The following is a 23,878-nucleotide window of genomic DNA, read 5'->3' as shown; positions in this document are numbered from 1 at the left end:
TTGACAGCTTTTCGATCCGCCATTAAGATTCGCCCCGTCCTCAGCGATGAGGGGCTATAGCTCAGCTGGGAGAGCGCTTGCATGGCATGCAAGAGGTCGACGGTTCGATCCCGTCTAGCTCCACCAATTTACACTTCAAGGTCTGGCCACACCGGCCTTGAAGCGATCAACACTCAGCGTTGATCTGTTGTATAGAAGGGTTTGCGTCCCCTTCGTCTAGTGGCCTAGGACACCGCCCTTTCACGGCGGTAACAGGGGTTCGAGTCCCCTAGGGGACGCCAGTTTTACAGAAGCGATGTTGCAAGATGTCGCTCCGCCGCGAGGCGAAAAATCCGGGGCTATAGCTCAGCTGGGAGAGCGCTTGCATGGCATGCAAGAGGTCAACGGTTCGATCCCGTTTAGCTCCACCAATTTTACAGTTCAAGGTCTGGCCACGCAGGCATTGAATCGATCAGCACTCAGCACTGATCAGTTGTATAGAAGGTTTTGCGTCCCCTTCGTCTAGTGGCCTAGGACACCGCCCTTTCACGGCGGTAACAGGGGTTCGAGTCCCCTAGGGGACGCCACGATTACCCGCTCTGCGGGATTTTATAAGGGTCATTCAATTATTGAATGGCCCTTTTGTTTGTCTGGCGTTTGGCCAAATCCCCCAATTTCTTTCAAACTGTTCTTCAGACCAGCGGTCACATCCACGACTTGCGAAAAATTATTATGAGAATAATATTCTAGTCGTAATATTCGGAGGCAACGATGAACGATAAAAAAGCTCAAACCCGTGAACGCATCCTTAAGGCTGCCAGTGCAGCGCTGATCCAGCGCGGCCCGGCAGAACCGAGCGTTGGCGAAGTGATGGGCGCAGCCGGCCTGACCGTCGGCGGCTTCTATGCGCACTTCGAAAGCAAGGACGCAATGATGCTGGAAGCGTTCCAGCAATTGCTCGGTCACCGCCGAGGCCTGATCGCCGACATGGATGCCGAGTTGACCGGCGAAGAGCGTCGCGCGTTGGTGGCAGCGTTTTATCTGTCACGTAAACACCGTGATTCCTCCGAATCGGCGTGTCCGATCCCGGCGTCTGTCGGTGAGTTGGGAAGGCTGCCGGATGCGTTTCGTGTCGCACTGAATGAGCATGTGGAAATGATGGTCGCGCAGTTGGCGGCCAGCCCGGAAGACACCGACAAAGCCTTGGCTGACATGGCGTTGATGGTGGGTGGTTTGGCGCTGGCCCGCGCGCTGGGGCCAGGAGAGTTGTCCGATCGATTGCTGCGCGCCGCCAAGTCGGCGGTGCTGTGACCTGAAGGCATTGGCCTGAGGAGTGAGAGCGATGAGCACGTTGAAGTGGGTTCGTGGCGTTAATGGCACCTTGGGCTGGTTCGCACCACAGCTGGTCGCGAGCAGAATGCGACTGGCATTCATGAGCCCGCGAGCACTGCCTCCGCGTGATTGGGAGTTGCCGCTGCTGGCGAAGTCCGAACGTATCACGCTGCGCTTTGGGCTCTCGGCGCTGCGCTGGGGCCAAGGCCCTGCCGTGTTGTTGATGCACGGGTGGGAAGGGCGGCCGACGCAATTCGCCAGCATTATCACTGCGCTTGTCGATGCCGGTTACAGCGTGGTCGCCCTCGACGGTCCGGCCCATGGTCGTTCACCGGGCGAAGAAGCGAATGTCGTGCTGTTTGCCCGTGCCATGCTTGAAGCCGCCGCCGAATTGCCGCCGCTGCAAGCGGTCATTGGTCACTCGATGGGTGGCGCCAGTGCCATGCTCGCCGTGCAATTGGGTTTGCGCACCGAAACCCTGGTCACCATTGCCGCTCCGGCGCGGATTCTCGGCGTGCTGCGCGGCTTTGCCAAGTATGTGCGACTGCCGCCCAAGGCGCGTTCCGCTTTCATCCGTCAGGTCGAGAAAGACGTCGGCATGCGCGCAGCGGCGCTGGACGTAGCGCACTATCAGCTCGACATGCCAGGCCTGATCGTCCATGCCGAAGATGACCGCTTTGTGTCGGTCAAGGAATCACAACTGATCCACGAAGCCTGGTTTGACAGCCGCTTGTTGCGTCTCGAAGAAGGGGGGCATCAGAAAGTGCTGGCCGATCCCCGGGTCATTGATGGCGTGTTATCACTCCTGGCCGGTCGCAGCCTGCATTCGCGCCAATCGGCGTAAGCATCCGTTACACTGCCCCGGTCGACATTATCTGACCGGGAGTGGGGCATGAGCTGGGATAGGGCAACGCCATTTATCATTGATCTGCAAGTGGGCGCCGAGGACATCGACGGGCTGGGTCACGCCAATAATGCAGTGTACGTGACATGGCTCGAGCGTTGCGCCTGGCGCCACTCGCAGCGTCTGGGCCTTGATCTGGTCGAATATCGGCGACTGGACCGGGCGATGGCGGTCGTGCGGCACGAGATCGATTACCTGGCCGCCGCCTACGAAGATGACGAGTTGCAGCTGGCGACCTGGATTGTCGATTGGGATCAGCGCCTGAAAATGACTCGACACTTCCAGTTGAAGCGTCCGCGCGACAACACCACGTTGCTGCGCGCGCAAACCACGTTCGTCTGCATCGAACTGTCGACCGGCAAGCCAAAACGCATGCCGACCGAGTTCATCGAAGGCTACGGCCCGGCGCTACAGATGTTGGATACGACCAACACCTGATGTGGGAGCGAGCAAGCCCCGCTCCCACAAGGGGATTTGCGATGTTCTGCAGATTCCCCGCGCAATCCAGTAAACTGCCGCACGTTTTTCGTCGAGTGTGTTTTTCATGCAAATTGCTTTGGCGCCCATGGAGGGGTTGGTCGACAACATCCTGCGGGACGTGCTGACCCGTGTGGGCGGTATCGATTGGTGCGTGACCGAGTTCATCCGGATCAACGATCAGTTGCTCACGCCTGCCTACTACCACAAGTTCGGCCCCGAACTGTTGACCGGCGCCCGTACCGCGTCCGGCGTGCCTCTGCGTGTGCAGCTGCTCGGTTCTGATCCTGTGTGCCTGGCGGAAAACGCCGCGCTGGCCTGCGAGTTGGGCTCTGAAGTCATCGACCTGAACTTCGGTTGCCCGGCCAAGACCGTCAACAAGTCTCGCGGTGGTGCGGTATTGCTCAAAGAGCCTGAACTGCTCAACGAAATCGTCGAGCACGTGCGTCGAGCGGTGCCTGCGCACATCCCGGTGACCGCCAAGATGCGCCTCGGTTTTGACAGTCCCGACGGTTCGCTGGTGTGCGCCACCGCCTTGGCTGAAGGCGGCGCAGCACACATCGTGGTGCATGCGCGGACCAAGACCGATGGCTACAAACCGCCAGCGCATTGGGAGTGGATTCCTCGTGTTCAAGAGGTGGTCAAGGTGCCGGTGTTTGCCAATGGCGACATCTGGAGCGTCGAAGACTGGCGTCGTTGCCGCGAGATCAGCGGCGTGGAAGACATCATGCTCGGCCGTGGCCTGGTCTCGCGCCCGGACCTGGCCCGGCAAATCGCGGCAGCGCGTGCCGGTGAAGACGTGGTCGAGATGACCTGGGCCGAGCTGCTGCCGCTGCTCCAGGACTTCTGGCTGCAAGCCAAGGCGCAGATGACACCCCGTCAATCGCCGGGTCGCTTGAAGCAATGGTTGGCGATGCTGACGCGCAATTATCCGGAAGCAGTGGAGCTGTTTACCGTGCTGCGGCGTGAAACTGAGCTGGATCAGGTTTCCCGTTTGCTCGGTCTGACAGTCGCCGAAGCGGCGTAAAAAAATCTAAAAAAAGTCTCTTGAAATGCTATCAGCGGTCCCTATCTAAGGGTTACGCGATGCCGAATTCGGGTCGCGGATACAAAAAACCTTGCTGATTGTTTTCAGGAGATTTGAATCATGACTACTGCATTTTCCCTGGCCCCACTGTTCCGTTCCTCGGTAGGCTTCGACCGTTTCAACGACCTGTTCGAAACCGCCCTGCGCAACGAGCCAGGCAGCACCTACCCACCTTACAACGTGGAAAAACACGGCGATGATCAATACCGCATCGTCGTCGCCGCAGCCGGTTTCCAGGAAGAAGACCTGGACCTGCAAGTGGAGAAAGGTGTGCTGACCATCAGTGGTGGCAAACGCGAAGCGAACGAAAGCGTGACCTTCCTGCACCAAGGCATCGCCCAGCGTGCGTTCAAGCTGTCGTTCCGCCTGGCGGACCACATCGAGATCAAGGCCGCTGACCTGCGTAACGGTCTGTTGAGCATCGACCTGGTGCGCATCGTTCCAGAAGAGGCGAAAGCCAAACGCATCCCGATCAACGGGACGCAAAAACCCGCTCTGCAGCACTAAGCCAGAGCAACGAAAAGGGCGCCCTCGCGGCGCCCTTTTTTGTGTCCAAACATCACACATACCCCGTAGCAGGCCGGGTTATTTCAGGAGTTTTTGAAACTCTTCCACCGGCAACGGCCGGCTGTGTAAATACCCCTGATAGAAATGGCAACCCAAGCCCTGCAAAAACTCCAGTTGCTCCGCCGTCTCTACCCCTTCGGCAATCACTTTCAGCTCCAGACTCCGCGCCATGGCGACAATCGCGCGGATGATCTCCGCGTCGTTCGGATCAGTCGTGGCGTCACGGATAAACGACTGATCGATCTTCAATGTGTCGACCGGCAAACGCTTGAGGTAGGTCAGCGAGGAGTAGCCGGTGCCGAAGTCGTCCATCGCGAAACTCACGCCGAGTTTTTTCAGGCGGCGCATTTTGCTGATGGTGTCTTCCAGGTTCTGGATGACGATGCCTTCGGTGATTTCCAGTTTCAGCAGCGAGCAGGGCAGGCCGTGGCTGCTGAGGCTGTGTTCGATGCGTTCGACGAAGTCGGTTTGGCGAAATTGCCTCGGACTGATGTTCACGCACAGGCTGAAACTGAGCGGGTTCACCAGCCCTTTAGCGACCAGTTGTTTGAAGGCCCCGCAAGCCTCGTCAAGAATCCAGGTGCCGACTTCGAGAATCAGACCACTGTCTTCCAGCACCTTGATGAACTCGGCGGGTGATTGCGCGCCGAGTTCCGGGTGATTCCAGCGCACCAGCGCTTCGGCGCCGACAATGCGATTACCCCGGGCGTCGATCTGCGGTTGGTAGTGCACATGGAATTCGCCCCGGGAAAGGGCCAGGCGCAGGTCGGTCTCCATGCGCAGGCGTTCGCTGGCGGCCTTCTGCATGGTGTTGTGATACATCTGCGTGGTATTGCGGCCAGAGTCTTTGGCGCGGTACAGCGCGATATCGGCACGTTTGAGCAGGTCAGTCGGGGTCGAACCGTGGTCGGGAATCAGCGCGATGCCGATGCTCGGCGTCACTTGGAGGCGCTGGCCATCAAGGAACATCGGTTCCGACAACAGCTCTCGCAAAGTGTCGGCCAGTTCCCGGACCTGGGCGCTGACTTCGTTGCGCGAACCTTCCAGGCCGCTGAGCAACACCACAAATTCGTCACCGCCCAGCCGCGCCACGGTGTCTTCCATGCGCACGCTGGCTTCCAGCCGCGCGGTGATGATTTTCAGCACGGTATCGCCGACCGGATGGCCGAGGGAGTCGTTGATGTGCTTGAAGTGATCGAGGTCGAGGAACAACAGCGCACCGCGCAGGTTGTGGCGCTTGAGCAGGGCGATCTGCTGGCTCAGGCGATCCATCAGCAGCGCGCGGTTGGGCAGGTTGGTCAAGGGGTCGTGGTAGGCCAGATGACGGATTTGCGCTTCGGCGTTTTTCAGCAGGCTGACGTCACGGGCGGTCAGCAACAGGCAGGCGGTTTCGTTGAGGGTGATCGGCTCGACCGAGACTTCGACGGTCAGCAACTCTCCCCGTTTATTGCGCCCGAGCATTTCCTGGTGGTGCACGCGACCCTTGAGTTGTAGCTCGGCAAGCAACGCTGAGCGTTGTTTCTCTTCGGCCCAGATGCCTACTTGATACACCGTTCGACCGATCACTTCCTGCGCACGATAACCGGTCAGGCGGCAGAATCCGTCGTTGACCTCCAGATATCGCCCGGTATCGCGTTCGGTAATGGTGATGGCGTCGGGGCTGGAGTGGAACGCCTTGGCGAACTTCTCTTCACTGGCCTTGAGCGCCGCTTCGGAGCGTTGTTGCTGGGTGATGTCGCGCAAGGTGGTGACGATGCAGAGTTGGTTATCGACGTTGATCTGGCGGCTGGAAATCACGCAGGTCAGCGATTGCCCGTCCTTGTGCTGGGCGACGATGGCGACATTGTTCAGGCCTTGTTCGCGGATGACCTGTTCGATCCGTTGCAGGCTTTTCGCCGAGGCGTCCCATAGGCCGATCTCGTCGGCGCTGCGGCCAATTACTTCGGCGGCGCTCCAGCCAAAGGTCTGGGTGAAGCTGGAGTTGATCTCGATGAACTGGCCGGTGTCCTGGCGGGTTACGCAAATCGGGTCCGGACTGACCTGGAACAGTGTGGCGAATTTTTCTTCGGAGGCCACCAGTCGTTGTTCGCGCTCTACCTGATCGGTAATGTCCAGTAGGGTGCCGGCCATGCGCAGCGGAAAGCCGTTTTCATCGCGATAGAGGCGGGCGCGGCTTTCCAGGTAGCGCGAACTGCCGTCCGGCAGTTGCACGCGGTAAGTCAGCTGATAATTGCCGGCCGGGCCTTCACGCAGGCTGCGGTAGGCGTCGCGCATGGTGTCGCGCTCTTCGCCGGGCACGCCTTCGAAAAACTCCTCGAAGGATTCATGGAAGGGCTTGGCTTCCAGTCCATGCAACTGGGCGGCCCGCGCCGAGCCGTAGAGCATGCCGCTGGGGATGTGCCAGTCCCAGGTGCCGAGTTGCGCCGAGTCTAGGGCGAGGTCGAGACGTTCCTGGCTGTCCTTGAGGGCTTGTTCAGCGATTTTGCGCTCGGTGGTGTCGAGGAAGGTGCTGAGCAGATATGGCTGGCCCTCAAGTTCGACCTTTTGCGCGCTGAGGATGCCATCGAGGACCTGCCCGTTGCTGGCGCGAAACTGCACCTCCATGCTGATCAACTCGCCTTTGGCCTTGGTGGCCGTGACCAGTTTGGCCCGTTGCTCCGGGTGCACCCACAGACCCAGTTCCAGCGTGGTGCGGCCTATCGCGTTTTGCACGGGCCAGCCGAACAGGCTTTCGAAATACTGGTTGGCTTCGGTGATCAGGCCGTCTTCCTGGCGGGTCAGCAACACCATGTTCGGGCACAGGTGAAACAGCGTGGCGAAGCGTTTTTCCGAACTGCTCAAGGCTTGTTCGCGCTGGCGCTGGTGGGTAATTTCGCGAATCACTCCGATCATGCGTGGTCGTCCGTGTTTATCCGGCAGCAGGCTGCCGCTGATTTCCAGCCAGTGCAGGCTGCCGTCGGGCCAGCGAATGCGGTGATGCATCGCTTGCTCAAGCGGCGCTCCGGCAATCACCGCATGGAACGCGCGGACGGTTTTCGCCCGGTCTTCCGGCGGCAGCAAATCGAGGTATTCCAGGTCCTCGGGCAATGGCACGTGCGGATCGAAACCAAACAGCGCCTGAGTCCCCCGCGACCAGCTGATCTGCCCACGTTCGATGTCCCAATACCAGGCCCCCAGCCGAGCGCCGTTGAGGGCAGCGAGCAATTGTGGCGCGCTTTCCCAGCTCAGCTCGGACCTTTTTGGGTCAAGCGCCTGGATACGCGGCATCGGCGGAACACGGTCAACAGATTTCGGCATTGGCAGCAGGCCTTGGGCGGAAATGAGCGTTAAGCGCAGGGTTTCGCGGCTATATAGGCGTAGCACACGTTAGCCATGAGTCCCTGGCAAATCGAGTTGTGCATCCAGCAAAGCCATAAAAGCCCTTGCCGCATTCGATAGCGTCCTTTCGGTATGCAAGATATAGCCTAGCTGGCGAGTCAGTTGTATGCCCGGCAAAGGTATTCGCGCAACCTGATCATCGAGCATCGTGCGTGGCAACACGCTCCAGGCCAGGCCGATCGAGACCATCATCTTGATCGTTTCCAGATAATTCGTGCTCATGGCGATGTTCGGGGTCAGGCCCTGAGCCTCAAATAAACGCTGCACGATGTGATGAGTAAAGGTGTTGCCGCCGGGGAAGACGGCAGGGTGCAGGGCAATGTCGGCCAGGGTGACCGGGCCGTTGCTGATAAGCGAATGCTCCGGGGCGACCACGAAATCGAGCGGGTCGTCCCACACCGGTGTCGCCTTGACCAATGAATGGGGCTCCGGCGCCAAGGTAATCACCGCCAGTTCCGCGCGGCCATGGAGGATTTCTTCGTAGGCCACTTCCGAATCGAGGAACTGAATATCCAGCGCCACTTGTGGGTAACGTCGTGTGAACTCCCTTAATAAGGGTGGCAAACGGTGCAGGCCGATGTGGTGACTGGTCGCCAAGGTCAGGCGGCCGGTCACTTCGCCGGTCAGATTGGTCAGGGCGCGCCGGGTGTCGTCCAGCACATTCAAAATCTGATAGGCCCGAGGCAGCAGGGCGCGACCGGCCTCGGTCAGGCCGACTTCACGGCCGAGGCGATCAAACAGGCGCACCTTCAATTGCTGCTCCAGCCCGGCGATGCGTTTGCTGATGGCGGGTTGTGTCAGGTGCAGCCGCTCGCCCGCGCCGGAGAAGCTGCCGGTCTCGGCAATGGCGATAAAAGCATTGAGGTTGGCTAGATCCATTGCTGTATTCCAGTTGGTTATCCAAAGCATAAAAAATATGAATTTGAGTTATTTAATGTAACCCCCTAGGATCGACCTCACAAGCCAAAGGGTTATACGAACGGCCCGGGGCATAGAAACAAGCTGATGAGGAAACCGTCTGATGGCCGGCAAAACGCTCTACGACAAGCTCTGGGATTCGCATTTGGTCAAACAGCGCGACGATGGCTCTGCGCTGATTTATATCGATCGTCACATCATCCACGAAGTGACCTCGCCGCAAGCCTTCGAAGGCCTGCGTCTGGCCGGGCGCAAGCCTTGGCGCATCGATGCCAACATCGCGACCCCGGACCACAACGTACCGACCACTCCGGAGCGCAAGGGCGGCATCGAAGCGATTGTCGACCAGGTCTCGCGTTTGCAGGTTCAGACCCTCGACGACAACTGCGATGAATACGGTATCGTCGAATTCAAGATGAACGACATTCGCCAAGGCATCGTCCACGTCATCGGCCCGGAGCAGGGCGCTACCTTGCCGGGCATGACCGTGGTCTGCGGCGACTCCCACACCTCGACCCACGGTGCTTTCGGCGCCTTGGCTCACGGTATCGGCACTTCCGAGGTCGAGCACGTGCTCGCCACTCAGTGCCTGGTCGCCAAGAAAATGAAGAACATGCTGGTGTCGGTCGAAGGCAAATTGCCGTTCGGTGTGACCGCCAAGGACATCGTCCTCGCCGTGATCGGCAAGATCGGCACCGCCGGCGGTAACGGCCACGCCATCGAATTCGCCGGTAGCGCAATTCGCGACTTGTCCGTTGAAGGCCGCATGACCATTTGCAACATGTCCATCGAGGCCGGCGCTCGCGTAGGTCTGGTGGCTGCTGACGAAAAAACCGTGGCCTACGTGAAGGGCCGTCCATTCGCCCCGAAAGGCGCGGAATGGGACTTGGCTGTCGAAGCGTGGAAAGACCTGGTGTCTGATGCGGATGCGAAGTTCGACACCATCGTTGAACTCGACGCGACCCAGATCAAGCCACAAGTCAGCTGGGGCACCTCGCCTGAAATGGTCCTGGCCGTGGATCAGAACGTGCCGGACCCGGCGAAGGAAATGGACCTGGTCAAACGTGATTCGATCGTGCGCGCCTTGAAGTACATGGGTTTGACCGCCAATCAGGCGATCACTGACATTCAACTGGACCGCGTGTTCATTGGCTCCTGCACCAACTCTCGGATCGAAGACTTGCGCGCCGCAGCCGTCATCGCCAAGGGCCGCAAAGTCGCGTCGACCATCAAGCAAGCCATCGTCGTGCCGGGCTCGGGTCTGGTGAAGGCGCAGGCCGAAGCCGAAGGTCTGGACAAGATTTTCCTCGAGGCCGGTTTTGAATGGCGCGAGCCGGGTTGCTCGATGTGCCTGGCGATGAACCCCGACCGTTTAGAGTCGGGCGAGCATTGCGCGTCGACGTCCAACCGCAACTTCGAAGGCCGTCAGGGCGCTGGTGGTCGTACTCACCTCGTCAGCCCGGCAATGGCCGCCGCCGCTGCTGTAAACGGTCGTTTCGTCGACGTCCGTGAATTGATCTAAAGGAGCGCAGCATGAAAGCTTTTACCCAGCACACTGGTCTTGTCGCGCCTTTGGATCGTGCCAACGTCGACACCGATCAGATCATCCCGAAGCAGTTCTTGAAGTCGATCAAGCGCACCGGTTTCGGTCCGAACCTGTTCGATGAATGGCGTTACCTGGATGTCGGGCAGCCGTATCAGGACAACTCCAAGCGTCCGCTGAACAAGGACTTCGTGCTCAACGCCGAACGTTATCAAGGCGCCAGTGTATTGCTGGCCCGTGAGAACTTCGGTTGCGGCTCCAGCCGTGAACACGCGCCGTGGGCGCTGGAAGAGTACGGTTTCCGCAGCATTATCGCGCCGAGCTACGCCGATATCTTCTTCAACAACAGTTTCAAGAACGGCTTGCTGCCGATCATCTTGAGCGACGCTGAGGTTGATGAACTGTTCCAGCAGGTCGAAGCGAATCCGGGCTACCAGTTGCAGGTGGACCTGCAAGCCCAGACCGTGACCCGTCCGGATGGCAAGGTGCATAACTTTGAGATCGACGCGTTCCGCAAGCATTGCCTGTTGAACGGTCTGGACGATATCGGACTGACGTTGCAGGACCATGAAGCGATTGCAACGTTTGAAGCCAAGCACCGGGCGAGCCAGCCTTGGTTGTTTCGCGACGCTTGATTTTGCGTAAGGCGTAATACCGTCATCGCGGGCAAGGCCGGCTCCAACAGGTTCGGTGTCGCTCTTGTAGGAGCCGAGCTTGCTCGCGATGAGGGCAGACAGGCACTCCAAGACTCACCCCAAAAAGGAAGTCCCCATGACCAGCACCGCCCAGCACACCCAGGTAGTCCAAAAGCAATTCGGCGAACAGGCCTCGGCCTACCTGAGCAGCGCCGTTCACGCTCAAGGCGCCGAATTTGCGCTGCTACAGGCCGAGCTGGCCGGGCAGGGCGATGCTCGGGTGCTGGACCTGGGTTGCGGTGCCGGTCACGTGAGTTTTCACGTGGCTTCGCTGGTCAAGGAAGTGGTGGCCTACGACCTGTCGCAGCAAATGCTCGACGTGGTCGCCGGTGCTGCCGTTGATCGTGGCTTGAGCAACGTATCGACGGTCCTCGGTGCCGCCGAGTGCCTGCCGTTCGCCGATGGTGAGTTCGACTTCGTGTTCAGCCGTTATTCGGCGCACCATTGGAGCGATCTCGGCCTGGCGCTGCGGGAAGTGCGTCGGGTGCTGAAGCCGGGCGGTGTGGCCGCGTTCGTTGACGTGTTGTCGCCGGGCAGCCCGTTGTTCGACACTTACCTGCAAAGCGTCGAAGTGCTGCGCGACACCAGCCATGTGCGCGATTATTCCGCCGGCGAGTGGTTGCGCCAGGTCAGCGAAGCGGGGTTGCATACCCGCAGCACCATGCGCCAACGGCTGCGACTGGAGTACAGCTCCTGGGTTGAGCGCATGCGCACGCCTGAAGTGATGCGCGCCGCCATCCGCGAGTTGCAGCAGTCGATGGGCAACGAAGTGCGCGAATACTTTGAGATTGAGGCTGATGGCTCGTTCAGTACCGATGTGCTGGTACTGATGGCCGAACGATAGAATTTTTCCGGGTGTGCCCAAGGGCGCACCGACTGATGACATGAGGAAAGCATGAGCAAGCAGATTCTGATTCTCCCAGGTGACGGTATTGGCCCGGAAATCATGGCCGAAGCGGTCAAGGTGCTGGAATTGGCCAGCGACAAGTTCTCCCTGGGCTTCGAGCTGAGCCACGACGTGATCGGCGGCGCTGCCATCGACAAGCACGGCGTGCCATTGGCCGACGAAACCCTGGAGCGCGCCCGCGTCGCCGACGCTGTGCTGCTGGGTGCCGTGGGCGGCCCGAAGTGGGACACCATCGAGCGTGACATCCGCCCTGAGCGCGGTCTGTTGAAAATCCGTGCGCAACTGGGCCTGTTCGGCAACCTGCGTCCGGCGATCCTGTACCCGCAACTGGCCGAGGCTTCCAGCCTGAAGCCGGAAATCGTTTCCGGGCTGGATATCCTGATCGTTCGCGAACTGACCGGCGGCATCTACTTCGGCGCACCACGCGGCACCCGCACCCTGGAAAACGGCGAGCGTCAGTCCTACGACACCCTGCCGTACAGCGAAAGCGAAATTCGCCGCATCGCCCGCGTCGGCTTCGACATGGCCATGGTGCGCGGCAAAAAGCTCTGCTCGGTGGACAAGGCCAACGTATTGGCGTCCAGCCAGCTGTGGCGTGAAGTCGTCGAGGAAGTGGCCAAGGATTACCCGCAAGTCGAATTGAGCCACATGTACGTCGACAACGCTGCCATGCAGCTGGTGCGAGCACCGAAGCAGTTCGACGTGATCGTCACCGACAACATGTTCGGCGACATCCTGTCCGACCAGGCCTCGATGCTCACCGGTTCCATCGGTATGCTGCCGTCGGCGTCCCTGGACACCAACAACAAGGGCATGTACGAGCCGTGCCACGGTTCGGCGCCGGACATCGCCGGCAAGGGCATCGCCAACCCGTTGGCGACCATTTTGTCGGTGTCAATGATGTTGCGTTACAGCTTCAACCAGCAGGCTGCAGCCGATGCCATCGAGAAAGCCGTGAGCCTGGTACTGGACCAAGGCCTGCGCACGGGTGACATCTGGTCGGCAGGTTGCACTAAAGTCGGTACGCAGGAAATGGGTGACGCAGTAGTCGCCGCGCTGCGGAATCTGTAATCTCTCGGGCCCGCTGCGAAATTCAATACAAAGCAGCGGCCCACTTTTTAAGAAGGTGTAGTTGCGATGAAACGTGTAGGTCTGATCGGTTGGCGCGGTATGGTCGGTTCCGTGCTCATGCAGCGGATGCTGGAAGAGCAGGATTTCGATCTTATCGAGCCGGTGTTTTTCACCACTTCCAATGTCGGTGGCCAAGGCCCGTCCGTGGGCAAGGACATTGCTCCGCTCAAGGACGCTTACAGCATTGAAGAGCTGAAAACCCTCGACGTGATTCTGACCTGCCAGGGTGGCGACTACACCAGCGAAGTGTTCCCAAAGCTGCGTGAAGCCGGCTGGCAGGGTTACTGGATCGACGCCGCTTCCAGCCTGCGCATGCAGGATGACGCGGTCATCGTCCTAGACCCGGTCAACCGCAAGGTCATCGACCAGCAGCTGGATGCAGGCACCAAGAACTACATCGGCGGCAACTGCACTGTCAGCCTGATGCTGATGGGGTTGGGCGGTCTGTTCGAAGCCGGTCTGGTCGAGTGGATGAGCGCCATGACTTATCAGGCGGCTTCTGGTGCCGGCGCGCAGAACATGCGTGAACTGATCAAGCAGATGGGCGCGACCCACGCCGCTGTCGCCGATCAACTGGCCGACCCGGCCAGCGCGATCCTCGACATCGACCGTCGTGTGGCCGAAGCCATGCGCAGCGAAGCGTACCCGACCGAAAACTTCGGCGTACCACTGGCCGGCAGCCTGATTCCGTGGATCGACAAGGAACTGCCGAACGGTCAGAGCCGCGAAGAGTGGAAGGCCCAGGCCGAAACCAACAAGATCCTGGGTCGCTTCAAGAGCCCGATTCCGGTCGACGGCATCTGCGTGCGCATCGGCGCCATGCGTTGCCACAGCCAGGCGCTGACCATCAAACTGAACAAAGACGTGCCGATTGCCGACATCGAAGGGCTGATCAGTCAGCACAACCCTTGGGTCAAACTGGTGCCGAACAACCGCGATATCAGCATTCAGGAACTGAGCCCGACGAAAGTCACTGGCACCCTGAACGTGCCGGTGGGCCGTCTGCGCAAGCTGAATATGGGTTCGCAGTTCGTCGGTGCTTTCACCGTCGGCGACCAACTGCTGTGGGGCGCGGCCGAGCCGCTGCGTCGCATGCTGCGGATTCTGCTTGAGCGTTGATCGACTGATGCAATGAAAGAACCCGTGCCTTGAAAGAGGTGCGGGTTTTTTTATTCCGGCAATCTGATGTTTATGGGTTGTTTATGCCGGCCCCTTCGCGAGCAGGCTCGCTCCGAGAGTTGATCGCGGTCTAATGTGGGAGCGAGCCTGCTCGCGAAGGGGCCGGTTCTGCCACCGCAGATCCCAGCCGAATTGCCTGCACGCCACCCACCCGGTAAAGTGCCGCTCCCCCCGTTTCGCCTGAGGTAGAACCATGAGCCAGTCCTTTGATATCGCCGTAGTCGGCGCCACCGGTACTGTCGGCGAAACGCTCGTGCAGATTCTTGAAGAGCGCGATTTCCCGGTCGGCGACTTGCACCTGCTTGCCAGCAGCGAATCGGCCGGTCATTCGGTGCCGTTTCGCGGCAAGAACGTGCGGGTGCGGGAAGTCGACGAGTTCGATTTCAGCAAAGTCCAATTGGTGTTCTTCGCCGCCGGCCCGGCGGTGACGCTCAGTTTCGCCTCGCGTGCAACCGAAGCCGGTTGCTCGGTGATCGACTTGTCCGGCGCTTTGCCGGCCGATCAGGCGCCACAAGTGGTGCCGGAAGCCAATGCCGAAATCCTCGCGACGTTGAAAAAGCCCTTCCTGGTCAGCAGCCCAAGTCCGTCGGCCACCACCCTGGCCGTGGTGCTGGCGCCGTTGCTTGCGGTCATTGACCTGCAGCGGGTCAACGTCACCGCCAGCCTGGCGGTCTCTGCCCAAGGACGTGAAGCAGTGAAAGAGCTGGCCCGGCAAACCGCCGAGCTGCTCAACGTGCGTCCGCTGGAGCCGACATTCTTCGATCGGCAAATGGCCTTCAACCTGTTGGCTCAGGTCGGCAAGCCGGACGAACAAGGTCATACGCTGCTGGAAAAACGTCTGGTGCGTGAGTTGCGTCAGGTGATTGCGCGGCCTCAATTAAAGATTTCCGTCACTTGCATTCAAGCCCCGGTGTTTTTTGGCGATAGCTTTAGCGTGACCTTGCAGTCAGGGAGCGCTGTCGACCTGGCGAAAGTCAACGCAGCGCTGGAAGATGCACCCGGTATCGAGCTGGTTGAAGCCGGCGATTATCCGACCGCAGTGGGCGATGCGGTAGGGCAGGACGTGGTGTACGTCGGTCGGGTTCGCAGCGGTGTCGACGACCTGTCGGAACTTAATTTGTGGCTGACGTCAGATAACGTACGCAAAGGCACCGCGCTCAATGCTGTGCAGGTGGCTGAATTGTTGATAAAAGACCAGCTGTAAAAGATACTTGGCAACAATTCACAGAATGATTCTAGCCGGGCGCTATGCTTGGCTGCACTGCTGAAGGAAAGCCCCCCGACGGGGCTTTGCGGGGCAGGCAAGAAATGATCGCGCGCGATGACACTTCGACGCCGCGCGCAATGCCTTACGGCAGCGACTATCAATACCTTCTCGCTGGCCGAGGAATGTTCAAACAAAGGATGAGGCTATGGTTCAAGTTCGCAAACTGGTGTTAGCAATTGCGGCCGCCTCGGCGCTGTCATCCGGTATGGCGCATGCCCTCGGGCTCGGGGAGTTGACCCTGAAGTCGACGCTGAACCAACCCCTGGAGGCGGAAATCGAGCTGCTCGACGTCAAGGATCTTACGGCCGCCGAAGTGGTGCCGAGCCTGGCCTCGCCTGAAGATTTCGCCAAGGCCGGTGTCGATCGTCAGGCCTCTCTTAATGACCTGACCTTCACCCCTGTGCTTAACGCCAGCGGCAAAAGCATCCTGCGTGTGACTTCCAGCAAGCCTCTGTCCGAACCGATGGTGAAATTCCTGGTTCAGGTCATGTGGCCTAACGGTCGCCTGCTGCGCGATTACAGCGTACTGCTCGATCCGTCCAAATTCTCGCCGCAGACCGCTGAAGCGGCTGCGCAGTCAGCGCCAACTTCAAACGTTACTGCGCCGGTGACGGGTGCCACCAAACCGACTCAATACACCACTACCCCGCGCGATACCCTGTGGGAAATCGCTGCGAAGGCGCGTAACGGTGGTTCGGTTCAGCAAACCATGCTGGCCATTCAGGCACTGAACCCGGATGCATTTATCGACGGCAACATCAATCGGCTGAAAACCGGCCAGGTGCTGCGCATGCCGGATCAGGCGCAAGCCACCACGCTGCCGCAATCAAAGGCAATCGCTGAAGTGGCCGCGCAGAACACCGCGTGGCGCCAGGGGCGTCGTTATGTGGCGAAACCCGGCACCGGGCAGCAACAACTCGATGCCACCAAGCGCGGTCGTGCTGACGCCGGTAGTGCAGAACCTGCCAAGGACAAGCTAAGCCTGGTCTCTGCCGAATCCAGCAAGGCCGGTGGTAAAGGTGTCGCGGGCGATGCCAAGAACCTGAGCAACAAATTGGCTGTGACCCAGGAAAGCCTCGACACGACCCATCGTGACAACGCTGAACTGAAAAGCCGCATGACCGATCTGCAAAGCCAGTTGGACAAGCTGCAAAAACTGATCGAACTGAAGAATAATCAGCTGGCCAAGATGCAGGCAGAAGGCGCGGCGGGTGCACCTGCTGCTGCGGCGACTGAGACCGCTCCGGCCATGTCGGCTGAGTTGGCAGCCAACCCTGCGCCGGCAACGACTGAGGTGGCGCCGGCTCCGGCGGCTGCCCCTGAAGTGACACCGGCACCTGCCGAGCCGGCAATCGAGCCGACACCAGCGGTCTCCGACGACCAGAAGTTCAACGAACTGCTGACCAATCCGATCCTGCTGGGGCTGATCGGTGGCGGTGCGGTGGTGTTGGCACTCTTGCTGCTGTTGCTGGCGCGACGCCGCAAAGCCCAGCAAGAAGCCGAGAAACATCTGCGCATGGCCCGTGCGTTGTCTGAAGAACAGAACATGTCCTTCGACAACGACCTGCCGGAAAGCAGCTTCGAAGGCCTGGAAGTGCCGCCGCCTAGCGTGAAGCTCGCCACTGCGCCGACGCCAGCACCGGCTCCTAAGCCGGCGCCAGCACCCGTGGTTGCACCGGTTGTGATGACTACGCCGATTGCAGCACCTCTGGTGTCACCTGCCGGCGAACGTGATGACGACGTGCTGACCAAGGCTCAGTCGCACATTGCTGCGGGTCGTCTGAACCAGGCTGCCGCGTTGCTGGAAGACGGTATCAAGCAAGAGCCGCAGCGCAGTGACCTGCGTTTGAAGCTGATGGAAGTGTATGGTCAGCAAGGCGACCGTGATGCATTTGTGGGTCAGGAGCGCCAACTGGTCGCTAATGGCGACAACTTCGCCCAGGTCGAAAAACTCAAGACCCGCTTCCCGGCCATGGCCGTGGTTGCCGCCAGTGGCCTGGCTGCAGCCGCTATCGCTGCGGAGCTGGATGCGCAGTACGTCAAGGACCTGCTGCTGGACGAGCCGCAAGCGCCTGCAGTCGCAGCCGATGATGACTTCGACAGTGCGTTCGACCTGAGCCTGGACGACCTGGAAGCCGCTTCCCCGGCTGTGGTTGCGCCTGAAGCAGACGCGTCGACCGAGCTGGACGAATTCCCGCTGGATGACGATTTGAGCTTTGAATCGGTGCTGCAGCAGCAAACCGACATCAAGGACAACCTCGACGACCTGTCGGACTTCGATCTGGACATGGACCTGAGTGCAGATCCGACGCCGGCCATGCTCGCAGAAGACGACTTCCTGTTGGATCTGGACGAAGGCGTGAAAGATTTTCCGGTCGCGCCTGAAGTGCCTCAGGATGATCTGGAATTGCCTGCCGATTTTGACCTGTCGCTGGCGGATGAAATGGACGCGGCTCCGGCCAAGCCTGCCATCGCTGATGTTCCCGATGACTTTGAAGCAGAACTTGATGACGTCAACGCCGAACTGGATCGTCTGTCCCAGAGCATTGGCGAGCCGCGCTTCACCGCAGAAGATGCCCTGGCTTCGGCGGCGGATGAGCCAGACTTCGACTTCCTCTCCGGTACGGATGAAGTCGCTACCAAACTCGATCTGGCCCAGGCCTACATCGACATGGGCGACAACGATGGCGCTCGGGACATCCTCAATGAGGTGGTGACCGAGGGCGATGCCGGGCAGAAGAGCGAAGCCAAGGAAATGCTTTCGCGTCTGGCTTGAGTGCCCCTCAGCAGTAAATAAAACGGCAGCCCATTGAGGCTGCCGTTTTTGTTTGAGTGGGGAGCCAGCGGGTGTCTGGTCTTTTGCCATCGTCGGAACGCCGCCCGGCCAGGCTCGCTCACACAGTGGATTTGCGCTGTTCACAGAACTCCTGTGGGGGCGAGCTTGCTCGTGATGAGGCCCTGACATTCGCCGTCGATGATGAAGCCACTCTGGCGTCTCGGTCCGACGGCCTTATAATGCCCGCCTTTGCGCAAATCAGCAGGCTGTACCCCTTGGCAAATATAGATAATCCGGCTGCGGAAATGGCGGCCGACGGCTTTTACCGGATCGCATTGGGCGTTGAATACAAAGGCTCGCGTTATCGCGGCTGGCAGCGCCAGGCCTCCGGTGTGCTCACGGTGCAGGAAACCCTTGAGAAAGCCTTGTCCAAAGTCGCCGACTCACCGGTGTCGCTGCTGTGTGCCGGGAGAACGGACGCAGGCGTGCATGCCTGTGGTCAGGTGGTGCATTTCGATACCCAGGTCGAGCGGTCGATGAAGGCCTGGGTCATGGGCGCCAACATCAACTTGCCCCACGACGTCAGCGTCAGTTGGGCCAAGGTCATGCCGGCGCATTTCCATGCGCGGTTCAAGGCCATTGCCCGGCGTTATCGCTACGTGATTTACAACGATCAGATCCGCCCGGCGCACCTCAACGAAGAAATCACCTGGAACCACCGTCCGCTGGACGTCCAGCGCATGGCCGAGGCCGCGCAGTACCTGGTCGGCACCCATGATTTCAGTGCGTTCCGCGCCGGTCAGTGCCAAGCCAAATCGCCGATCAAGGAATTGCATCACCTGCGCGTCACCCGTCACGGCAAGATGATCGTGCTGGATATCCGTGCCAGCGCGTTCCTGCACCACATGGTGCGCAACATTGCCGGCGTGCTGATGACCATCGGTGCCGGCGAGCGCCCGGTGGAGTGGATGAAGGAAGTGCTGGAAAGCCGCATTCGCCGATCTGGCGGGGTCACCGCACATCCGTTTGGCCTGTATCTGGTGCAGGTCGAGTACCGCGACGAGTTCGAATTGCCCGAGCGTTACATCGGCCCACATTTCCTGACCGGTTTCACGGAACTTGACGGCTGACGCCCTCGAATGCATTTGTTACCATCCGGGACTTTCCCGGAATTGCCCTGAGGATTTATCGACATGTCAGCCGTTCGCAGCAAGATTTGCGGGATTACCCGCATAGAAGATGCGTTGGCGGCAGTCGAGGCCGGGGCCGATGCCATCGGATTTGTGTTCTACGCCAAGAGCCCGCGGGCCGTGACGTTCCAGCAGGCGCGCGACATCATCAAGGCGCTGCCGCCGTTCGTCACCACCGTGGGGTTGTTCGTCAACGCCAGCCGCTGCGAGCTGGGCGAATTACTCGATGCAGTACCGCTCGACCTGTTGCAGTTCCATGGTGACGAAACGGCCGCCGATTGCGAAGGCTGGCACCGTCCGTACATCAAGGCGTTGCGGGTCAAGGCCGGAGACGACATCGCGGCAGCCTGCGATGCATTCCCCAGTGCGAGCGGAATCCTGCTCGACGCCTACGTTGAGGGCGTGCCGGGCGGAACCGGTGAAGCATTCGACTGGTCTCTGATACCGCAAGGCTTGAACAAGCCGATCATTCTGGCGGGCGGTCTGACCCCGGATAACGTCGCCGGGGCGATTGCCCGGGTCCGGCCTTATGCGGTGGACGTCAGCGGTGGGGTAGAGGCGAGCAAGGGCATCAAGGATTACGCAAAGATTCAGGCGTTCATCAAAGCGGTACGCGGTAGTACATAGAGGATGTGACGGCTGGCAGACTGCCGCCGTCCCAAAATGCACTGCGCTGCACAAAGCAGGCACGGCTGAGGGTTGATGGGTTGTACGCAGGTCGCGTTTCGCTGACCCGGCCATCCACCGACCATCGCCACACACATGAATTTAGCTCAAGGGCATACGCGGGGCTGCGAACCAGAGCGTTCGGGCCGCCGGTACTGGAGAAAGAAAGCATGAGCAACTGGTTAGTAGACAAACTGATCCCTTCGATCATGCGTTCCGAGGTCAAGAAGAGCTCGGTGCCTGAAGGTTTGTGGCACAAATGCCCGTCTTGCGAGGCTGTGCTGTATCGTCCGGAACTGGAAAAGACCCTGGACGTTTGCCCCAAGTGCAACCACCACATGCGTATCGGCGCCCGCGCCCGCATTGATATCTTCCTCGACGCTGAAGGCCGTGCCGAACTGGGTGCTGACCTGGAGCCGGTTGACCGTCTGAAATTCCGCGACGGCAAGAAGTACAAGGATCGCTTGACCGCCGCCCAGAAGCAGACGGGCGAAAAAGACGCACTGATCTCCATGAGCGGCACCTTGCTGGGCATGCCGGTTGTCGTGTCGGCATTCGAATTTTCCTTCATGGGTGGTTCGATGGGTGCCATCGTCGGTGAGCGTTTTGTTCGCGCCGCCAACTACGCCCTGGAAAACAAATGTCCGATGATCTGCTTCGCCGCTTCCGGTGGTGCGCGAATGCAGGAAGCCCTGATCTCCCTGATGCAAATGGCCAAGACCTCGGCGGTACTGGCGCGTCTGCGTGAAGAAGGCATTCCGTTCATCTCCGTACTGACCGACCCGGTCTACGGCGGTGTTTCCGCTAGCCTGGCGATGCTTGGCGACGTGATCGTCGGTGAGCCGAAAGCCCTGATCGGCTTTGCCGGTCCGCGCGTGATCGAGCAAACCGTGCGTGAAAAGCTGCCGGAAGGCTTCCAGCGCAGCGAATTCCTGCTGGAGCACGGCGCCATCGACATGATCATTCACCGTCAGGAGCTGCGTCCGCGCCTGGGTAATCTGCTGGCACAAATGATGGGCCTGCCGACGCCGAAATTCGTCGCTGCGCCAATCGAGCCGATCGTTGTACCGCCGGTACCTGCGAACATATGACCGAGCGTACCCTTGGCGAGTGGCTCGCCTACCTTGAGCAGTTGCACCCTTCGGCCATCGATATGGGGCTGGAGCGCTCGCAACAGGTAGCGTCCCGCATGGGGCTGGGCAAGCCGGCGCCGCGGGTGATCACGGTTACCGGCACCAACGGCAAGGGTTCTACCTGCGCATTCGTGGCTTCATTGCTGCGGGCGCAAGGCCTGAACGTGGGTGTCTACAATTCTCCGCACCTGCTGCGCTACAACGAGCGGGTGCAGGTCAATGGCGTCGAAGCCACTGACGCCGAGCTGTGCCAAGCCTTTGCGGCTGTCGAAGCCGGTCGTGGCGACACCTCCCTGACCTACTTCGAGATGGGCACCCTGGCGGCATTCTGGTTGTTTCAACGGGCCGGGCTTGATGCGGTGGTGCTGGAAGTCGGTCTGGGCGGGCGTCTGGATACGGTCAACGTGGTCGATGCCGACATGGCGCTGGTCACCAGCATCGGCGTCGACCATGCGGACTATCTGGGTGATACCCGTGAGTCCGTGGCCTTTGAGAAGGCCGGCATTTTCCGTCAGGGTGCGCCTGCGCTCTGTGGCGATCTGAATCCTCCACAACCTCTGCTGGATAAGGCGCGCGAGCTCAATTGCCCGTTTTTCCTGCGTGGGCGCGATTTTGACCTCGGCATCACCGATCACAACTGGCAATGGCGCGGCCTGGATGCTCAAGGGCGTGCGGTCGAACTGCGCGATCTGCCGTTGCTTGATCTGCCAATGGAAAACGCGGCGTTGGCGTTGCAGGCCTATCTGCTGCTCGGTTTGCCGTGGGTGGACTCACAGATTATTGATGCGCTGAAAGCGACGCGGGTGGTGGGTCGTCTCGACCGCCGTCAGTTCGACTGGCAGGGCAAGCGTTTGAACCTGCTGCTGGATGTGGGGCATAACCCGCATGCCGCCGAATATCTGGCGCGGCGTCTGGCCAGCCGTCCACCGGTCGGCAAGCGCCTGGCGGTGTTCGGTTTGCTGGCTGACAAGGATCTGGATGGTGTTGTCGGTGAATTGAATGCTAGTGTCCAGCACTGGGCCGTTGCGCCGCTGGATTCCCCGCGAGCGCGACCGGTTGCCGATTTGCAGGCAGCGTTGCAGAACGTTGGCGCGTCGGTAACGTCCTATGGCAGCGTGGCGGCCGCCCTGGAAGGGCAGAGCGCGCTGGCGACGAGCGACGACGAGATTCTGCTGTTTGGATCATTTTATTGTGTCGCCGAGGCCCTTGAATGGCTGGCCCGGCGCTCCACGGAGGAAGCGGCAAATGGCATTGCTGGATAAGGCCTACAAACAACGCATGGTTGGCGCGCTGGTGCTGGTGGCGCTGGCGGTGATTTTCCTGCCGATGCTGTTTTCCCGTCAGGATGAGCAGCGTCAGGTGGTGGTCGACGCTCCCACTGCGCCGCATGCCCCGGCGGTGCCGCAAGTGCAGGTCGAGCCAGTCGTGGTGCCTGAGCCGCAAGCGCTGCCTCAAGAGCCGGTGCCGAGCGATGATGAAATCGCTCAGCAAGAGGCGCCGACGGCAGCGATTGCGCCGGCTGTCCCTGTAGCCCCGGCGCCTGCTGCCAAACCGGTCGCGCCTGCGCCAGCCGCCAAGGCTACGACGCCACCGGCCCAGCCGATCGCGGCGGCGCCGACTAAACCGGATACCACTCAAAGTCGCATCGATGCCAATGGCCTGTCGGTCAGTTGGTCGGTGCAAGTGGCCAGTCTGTCGAGCCGAGAAAACGCCGAAAGCCTGCAGAAAGACCTGCGCAGTCAGGGCTACAATGCTTACATTCGATCCTCTGACGGCAAAAACAGGGTGTTTGTCGGGCCGCTGATCGAGCGCGCCGAAGCCGACCGTCTGCGTGATTTGCTGGATCGCCAGAAGAAGCTCAAGGGCTTTGTCGTGCGATTCCAGCCAGAACGCGGCTAAAACCGACACCTCAATCTGTATGGCCGCTGTCGAGCCCGCGAGGCTGTGTCCGGGTGCGAAGCGGCCGTAAACCCTGCCTCCGCGGTCTGTCTGGCGCACCCAATCACCTGATTTTATGGCGGCGGCGCACCCAAACGCAGGCTTCGCCAGCGGCTACAGGGTTGGGTGCGGTTTAAAACTATCACCCCGATTTGAAAAGCACTGACAATCGCAGCTTACCGATAGCCATGCGCTCTGCTAAAATGCGCCGCCTTATCCGTCTGTAGGCTGCACTGTGCCATTTACCTGGGTTGACTGGGCGATCGTTGCAATCGTCGCCATCTCCGCATTGATCAGTCTGAGCCGCGGCTTCGTCAAAGAAGCACTGTCGCTGGTGACCTGGATCATCGCAGGAGCCGTTGCCTGGATGTTCGGTGGTTCATTGTCCGAGTACCTCGCCGGATACATTCAAACACCTTCGGCTCGTGTGATCACGGGCTGTGCCATCATGTTTGTCGCCACGTTAATCGTAGGCGCAATGGTCAATTATCTTATCGGCGAGTTGGTTCGCGTCACTGGGCTATCCGGGACCGATCGATTCCTCGGCATGGCCTTCGGCGCCGCGCGTGGCGTGTTGCTGGTGGTCGTGGCGGTCGGGCTGTTGAGCCTGGGGCCGGTACAGCAGGACGGGTGGTGGAAAGAGTCACAGCTCGTGCCAAAATTTCTATTGGTCGCAGACTGGTCCAAAAACCTGATTCTCGGGTGGAGCAGTCAGTGGCTTGCCAGCGGTATCAGCGTACCCGCTGAGATACCGTTCAAGGATCAACTCTTGCCGATGGCCAAAACGCCTCAGTGAGTGTTGTTCAGTTCA

20 protein-coding genes and 4 tRNA genes are annotated in these 23,878 nt (G+C 60.1%); 22 read left to right on the top strand and 2 right to left on the bottom strand.

Going from position 1 to position 23,878, the window contains the following annotated elements; all coding sequences use genetic code 11:
• Positions 1–50: 50 nt before the first annotated feature.
• The 9 genes from J2X66_RS02070 (at position 51) to J2X66_RS02030 (ending at position 4,286) form a co-directional block, all read left to right on the top strand.
• A tRNA-Ala gene (locus tag J2X66_RS02070) sits at positions 51–126 on the top strand.
• Positions 127–205: 79 nt separating this feature from the next.
• Positions 206–281: transfer RNA gene (locus J2X66_RS02065), tRNA-Glu, on the top strand.
• Positions 282–334: 53 nt separating this feature from the next.
• A tRNA-Ala gene (locus J2X66_RS02060) sits at positions 335–410 on the top strand.
• Positions 411–490: 80 nt separating this feature from the next.
• Positions 491–566 (top strand) — tRNA-Glu (locus J2X66_RS02055).
• A 184-nt stretch (positions 567–750) separates the two neighbouring features.
• The gene (locus J2X66_RS02050; protein ID WP_310260239.1) at positions 751–1,290 is read left to right on the top strand and encodes a TetR/AcrR family transcriptional regulator; all 540 of its coding nucleotides are present in this window, start codon (positions 751–753) and stop codon (positions 1,288–1,290) included.
• Between the two features lie 31 nt (positions 1,291–1,321).
• Positions 1,322–2,155, top strand: a complete 834-nt coding sequence (locus J2X66_RS02045) for an alpha/beta fold hydrolase (protein WP_310260236.1) — start codon at positions 1,322–1,324, stop codon at positions 2,153–2,155.
• Positions 2,156–2,203: 48 nt separating this feature from the next.
• Positions 2,204–2,653 carry a thioesterase family protein gene (locus J2X66_RS02040; protein ID WP_310260233.1) on the top strand — a complete coding sequence of 150 codons (450 nt, stop codon included), beginning with the start codon at positions 2,204–2,206 and terminating at the stop codon, positions 2,651–2,653.
• Between the two features lie 106 nt (positions 2,654–2,759).
• Positions 2,760–3,719 (top strand): tRNA-dihydrouridine synthase, encoded by a 960-nt coding sequence (locus tag J2X66_RS02035; RefSeq protein ID WP_310260229.1) that lies wholly within the window; start codon positions 2,760–2,762, stop codon positions 3,717–3,719.
• 120 nt (positions 3,720–3,839) lie between these two features.
• Positions 3,840–4,286, top strand: coding sequence for an Hsp20 family protein (locus J2X66_RS02030; protein ID WP_007943514.1), 447 nt, complete (start codon positions 3,840–3,842; stop codon positions 4,284–4,286).
• A gap of 78 nt (positions 4,287–4,364) precedes the next feature.
• Here J2X66_RS02030 and J2X66_RS02025 read toward each other — a convergent pair whose 3' ends face one another.
• Both J2X66_RS02025 and J2X66_RS02020 read right to left on the bottom strand, forming a co-directional pair.
• On the bottom strand, positions 4,365–7,643 hold the full coding sequence (locus J2X66_RS02025) for a PAS domain S-box protein (RefSeq protein ID WP_310260226.1): 3,279 nt from the start codon (positions 7,641–7,643) through the stop codon (positions 4,365–4,367).
• Positions 7,644–7,712: 69 nt separating this feature from the next.
• A complete protein-coding gene (locus J2X66_RS02020; protein WP_310260224.1) occupies positions 7,713–8,603 on the bottom strand; it encodes a LysR family transcriptional regulator in 891 nt (296 codons plus the stop codon).
• A gap of 142 nt (positions 8,604–8,745) precedes the next feature.
• On the opposite strand from J2X66_RS02020, the gene leuC reads away from it, so the two are divergent.
• From leuC to J2X66_RS01955, 13 genes are all read left to right on the top strand, one after another.
• Positions 8,746–10,164 carry a 3-isopropylmalate dehydratase large subunit gene (gene leuC / locus J2X66_RS02015; protein WP_027921592.1) on the top strand — a complete coding sequence of 473 codons (1,419 nt, stop codon included), beginning with the start codon at positions 8,746–8,748 and terminating at the stop codon, positions 10,162–10,164.
• Between the two features lie 11 nt (positions 10,165–10,175).
• Positions 10,176–10,820 (top strand): 3-isopropylmalate dehydratase small subunit, encoded by a 645-nt coding sequence (gene leuD / locus J2X66_RS02010; RefSeq protein WP_027921591.1) that lies wholly within the window; start codon positions 10,176–10,178, stop codon positions 10,818–10,820.
• Positions 10,821–10,956: 136 nt separating this feature from the next.
• A complete protein-coding gene (locus tag J2X66_RS02005; RefSeq protein WP_310260216.1) occupies positions 10,957–11,724 on the top strand; it encodes a methyltransferase domain-containing protein in 768 nt (255 codons plus the stop codon).
• Positions 11,725–11,775: 51 nt separating this feature from the next.
• Positions 11,776–12,858: a 3-isopropylmalate dehydrogenase gene (gene leuB, locus J2X66_RS02000; RefSeq protein WP_310260214.1), complete on the top strand. Its 1,083-nt coding sequence runs from the start codon at positions 11,776–11,778 to the stop codon at positions 12,856–12,858.
• Between the two features lie 66 nt (positions 12,859–12,924).
• Positions 12,925–14,037, top strand: coding sequence for an aspartate-semialdehyde dehydrogenase (asd, locus tag J2X66_RS01995; RefSeq protein ID WP_027921588.1), 1,113 nt, complete (start codon positions 12,925–12,927; stop codon positions 14,035–14,037).
• A gap of 253 nt (positions 14,038–14,290) precedes the next feature.
• Positions 14,291–15,301: an aspartate-semialdehyde dehydrogenase gene (locus J2X66_RS01990; RefSeq protein WP_310260211.1), complete on the top strand. Its 1,011-nt coding sequence runs from the start codon at positions 14,291–14,293 to the stop codon at positions 15,299–15,301.
• Between the two features lie 208 nt (positions 15,302–15,509).
• Positions 15,510–18,140 carry a FimV/HubP family polar landmark protein gene (locus J2X66_RS01985; protein ID WP_310260208.1) on the top strand — a complete coding sequence of 877 codons (2,631 nt, stop codon included), beginning with the start codon at positions 15,510–15,512 and terminating at the stop codon, positions 18,138–18,140.
• Between the two features lie 305 nt (positions 18,141–18,445).
• Positions 18,446–19,270 carry a tRNA pseudouridine(38-40) synthase TruA gene (truA, locus tag J2X66_RS01980; RefSeq protein ID WP_027921585.1) on the top strand — a complete coding sequence of 275 codons (825 nt, stop codon included), beginning with the start codon at positions 18,446–18,448 and terminating at the stop codon, positions 19,268–19,270.
• Between the two features lie 63 nt (positions 19,271–19,333).
• The gene (locus J2X66_RS01975) at positions 19,334–19,957 is read left to right on the top strand and encodes a phosphoribosylanthranilate isomerase (protein ID WP_310260205.1); all 624 of its coding nucleotides are present in this window, start codon (positions 19,334–19,336) and stop codon (positions 19,955–19,957) included.
• A gap of 209 nt (positions 19,958–20,166) precedes the next feature.
• Entirely contained in the window at positions 20,167–21,087 is a 921-nt protein-coding gene (gene accD, locus J2X66_RS01970; protein ID WP_027921583.1) for an acetyl-CoA carboxylase, carboxyltransferase subunit beta, read from the top strand.
• Positions 21,084–22,391: a bifunctional tetrahydrofolate synthase/dihydrofolate synthase gene (folC, locus tag J2X66_RS01965; protein WP_310260202.1), complete on the top strand. Its 1,308-nt coding sequence runs from the start codon at positions 21,084–21,086 to the stop codon at positions 22,389–22,391. Before accD ends, folC begins: the two co-directional genes overlap by 4 nt.
• Positions 22,375–23,028: an SPOR domain-containing protein gene (locus tag J2X66_RS01960; protein ID WP_310260198.1), complete on the top strand. Its 654-nt coding sequence runs from the start codon at positions 22,375–22,377 to the stop codon at positions 23,026–23,028. Before folC ends, J2X66_RS01960 begins: the two co-directional genes overlap by 17 nt.
• A 274-nt stretch (positions 23,029–23,302) precedes the next feature.
• A complete protein-coding gene (locus J2X66_RS01955; RefSeq protein ID WP_310260195.1) occupies positions 23,303–23,863 on the top strand; it encodes a CvpA family protein in 561 nt (186 codons plus the stop codon).
• Positions 23,864–23,878 lie beyond the last annotated feature (15 nt).

The sequence above is a fragment of the Pseudomonas sp. 3296 genome (assembly GCF_031456615.1).
GTDB classification, from domain to species: Bacteria; Pseudomonadota; Gammaproteobacteria; order Pseudomonadales; family Pseudomonadaceae; genus Aquipseudomonas; species Aquipseudomonas mucoides.
Note: the sequence above shows the minus strand (reverse complement) of the source record. Positions and strands in the feature narration are given on the sequence as shown.

What these genes read in the sequence shown, in the direction of transcription:
- truA (WP_027921585.1), top strand. Translation starts at nt 18,446, where the DNA reads ATGGCGGCCGACGGCTTTTACCGGATCGCATTGGGCGTTGAATACAAA.
- J2X66_RS02035 (WP_310260229.1), top strand. Translation starts at nt 2,760, where the DNA reads ATGCAAATTGCTTTGGCGCCCATGGAGGGGTTGGTCGACAACATCCTG.
- J2X66_RS02020 (WP_310260224.1), bottom strand. Translation starts at nt 8,603, where the DNA reads ATGGATCTAGCCAACCTCAATGCTTTTATCGCCATTGCCGAGACCGGC.
- J2X66_RS02045 (WP_310260236.1), top strand. Translation starts at nt 1,322, where the DNA reads ATGAGCACGTTGAAGTGGGTTCGTGGCGTTAATGGCACCTTGGGCTGG.
- J2X66_RS02050 (WP_310260239.1), top strand. Translation starts at nt 751, where the DNA reads ATGAACGATAAAAAAGCTCAAACCCGTGAACGCATCCTTAAGGCTGCC.
- accD (WP_027921583.1), top strand. Translation starts at nt 20,167, where the DNA reads ATGAGCAACTGGTTAGTAGACAAACTGATCCCTTCGATCATGCGTTCC.
- leuB (WP_310260214.1), top strand. Translation starts at nt 11,776, where the DNA reads ATGAGCAAGCAGATTCTGATTCTCCCAGGTGACGGTATTGGCCCGGAA.
- J2X66_RS01975 (WP_310260205.1), top strand. Translation starts at nt 19,334, where the DNA reads ATGTCAGCCGTTCGCAGCAAGATTTGCGGGATTACCCGCATAGAAGAT.
- J2X66_RS02025 (WP_310260226.1), bottom strand. Translation starts at nt 7,643, where the DNA reads ATGCCGAAATCTGTTGACCGTGTTCCGCCGATGCCGCGTATCCAGGCG.
- J2X66_RS02005 (WP_310260216.1), top strand. Translation starts at nt 10,957, where the DNA reads ATGACCAGCACCGCCCAGCACACCCAGGTAGTCCAAAAGCAATTCGGC.
- leuC (WP_027921592.1), top strand. Translation starts at nt 8,746, where the DNA reads ATGGCCGGCAAAACGCTCTACGACAAGCTCTGGGATTCGCATTTGGTC.
- J2X66_RS01990 (WP_310260211.1), top strand. Translation starts at nt 14,291, where the DNA reads ATGAGCCAGTCCTTTGATATCGCCGTAGTCGGCGCCACCGGTACTGTC.
- J2X66_RS02040 (WP_310260233.1), top strand. Translation starts at nt 2,204, where the DNA reads ATGAGCTGGGATAGGGCAACGCCATTTATCATTGATCTGCAAGTGGGC.
- J2X66_RS01985 (WP_310260208.1), top strand. Translation starts at nt 15,510, where the DNA reads ATGGTTCAAGTTCGCAAACTGGTGTTAGCAATTGCGGCCGCCTCGGCG.
- J2X66_RS02030 (WP_007943514.1), top strand. Translation starts at nt 3,840, where the DNA reads ATGACTACTGCATTTTCCCTGGCCCCACTGTTCCGTTCCTCGGTAGGC.
- leuD (WP_027921591.1), top strand. Translation starts at nt 10,176, where the DNA reads ATGAAAGCTTTTACCCAGCACACTGGTCTTGTCGCGCCTTTGGATCGT.
- folC (WP_310260202.1), top strand. Translation starts at nt 21,084, where the DNA reads ATGACCGAGCGTACCCTTGGCGAGTGGCTCGCCTACCTTGAGCAGTTG.
- asd (WP_027921588.1), top strand. Translation starts at nt 12,925, where the DNA reads ATGAAACGTGTAGGTCTGATCGGTTGGCGCGGTATGGTCGGTTCCGTG.
- J2X66_RS01960 (WP_310260198.1), top strand. Translation starts at nt 22,375, where the DNA reads ATGGCATTGCTGGATAAGGCCTACAAACAACGCATGGTTGGCGCGCTG.